Origin of the sequence: Nostoc sp. NZL, from assembly GCF_015714705.1 — a bacterium.
GTDB classification, from domain to species: domain Bacteria; phylum Cyanobacteriota; class Cyanobacteriia; order Cyanobacteriales; family Nostocaceae; genus Nostoc; species Nostoc foliaceum_A.
The window spans coordinates 1-1,600 of record NZ_WBKL01000112.1 but is presented as its reverse complement, the minus strand read 5'-3'; the positions used below and the strand labels follow the sequence as shown (position 1 = coordinate 1,600).

The 1,600-nt window shown below is 48.8% G+C and carries 1 protein-coding gene; it reads right to left on the bottom strand.

All coding sequences use genetic code 11. The features are described from left to right. Positions 1 to 61: 61 nt before the first annotated feature. A partial coding sequence (locus F8R90_RS15355) for an alkaline phosphatase D family protein (protein WP_196511454.1) occupies positions 62 to 1,600 on the bottom strand: 1,539 nt, incomplete at its 5' end.

Genomic DNA, 1,600 nt, shown 5'->3' with positions numbered 1-1,600 from the left:
GCCCCCTGCCTCCTGCCCCCTACCTACACCGCGATAGGATATTTTTTTAGTTGGAAGTCCCTTATTGAACCCGCTTTACTCTGCCTTGATTCGGCAATTCAAACGAGACTGTTGACATGATTGGGGCATTTGGGTTAGGCACAGTAGGCCCAGTCTCTGGAGATGGAGCCAGTAGTCGATAGTCACTACGCCAACGTTGATGATTGAGGTCACAAACAACATAACCGCGTTGTCTACCATTAAAATACTTTACCCAGGGACTTTCTGGTAAAGCCTTCTCAATTCGGTCACTAGCGCCAAAGCCTGAGGTAATCGATGTGCCGACAAACTCAGTACCGACTGTAGCAGAGTTAGGGTTATTGTAATCAGCTTTCAGGTCGCTTACCCAACTGGAGTGTGTGTCACCAGTAATGACAACTGGGTTGGCTGGTTGACGTTGAGCAAGGAAGTTGAGAATACGGCTGCGGGCAGCTACATAGCCATCCCAAGCATCAATATTAAAGGCAGTCTCAGGGCCTGCTGTCCAGTCATGCTGGGTAAAGACAAGCTGTTGAGCAAGAACATTCCAGCGTGCCCCAGAGCGCTCTAGATTGCGGAACAACCACTGCTCTTGTTCAGTACCAGTCATAGTGGCATTTGGATCAAAAGCTTCTGGACAGCGTGGTTCAATAGTGTCGTTACAAGGTTGGTCGCTACGATATTGACGAGTATCGAGAACATTAAATTCAACCAAGTTACCGAAGTTTAAGCGTCGATACAGCTGCATATCAATGCCTCTAGGTTTTGAAAAATCCCGCAGTGGCATGTGTTCGTAGTATACTTGGAAAGCAGCAGCACGACGAGCTAGAAAAGCTTGGCGTGATTGTACTTCGGGGTCTTGAGGGATTTCGTCTGCCCAATTATTGTCAACTTCGTGGTCGTCCCAAGTGACTAGCCAAGGAAATGCAGCATGAGTTGCTTGTAGGTGTGGGTCACTTCTATATTGGGCATGGCGGTTGCGATACTCTTCCACTGTCACTGGCTCTCCATTACCTTCATGAGGTCGGAGTGCATTCGCTCTTGGCGCTCCCTCATAAATGTAATCACCGAGGTGAACCACCAAATCTAAATCTTCTTGAGCCATGTTTTTGTAGGCGGCGAAGTATCCTTGCTCCCAGTTTTGACAGGAAGCGAAGGCAAAGCGGAAGCGCTCAACGCGATCGCGCGGGTTAGGAGCAGTGCGAGTCCGTCCGATTGGGCTAACTTCATTGCCCACCCTAAACTGATACCAGTACCATCGTGCAGGTTTTAATCCTTGCACTTCTACATGAACAGAGTGTCCAAATTCTGGAGTAGCCATCTGTGTGCCACTACGGACAACTTGCCGCATCTTTTCGTCGGTAGCAACCTGCCACTGCACTGGAACATTATATTGTGGCATCCCACCACCATTGAGCGGATCGGGGGCTAAACGCGTCCACAGTACTACATTATCTGGAAGTGGTTCACCGGAAGCAACACCCAAACTAAAGGGATAATTAGAGAATCGGGGCTGGGCGAGAACTTTGTTAGAGAATTGATTAGCGATCGCAAAACCAGTTAAGGCTCCAGTCCCAATCAA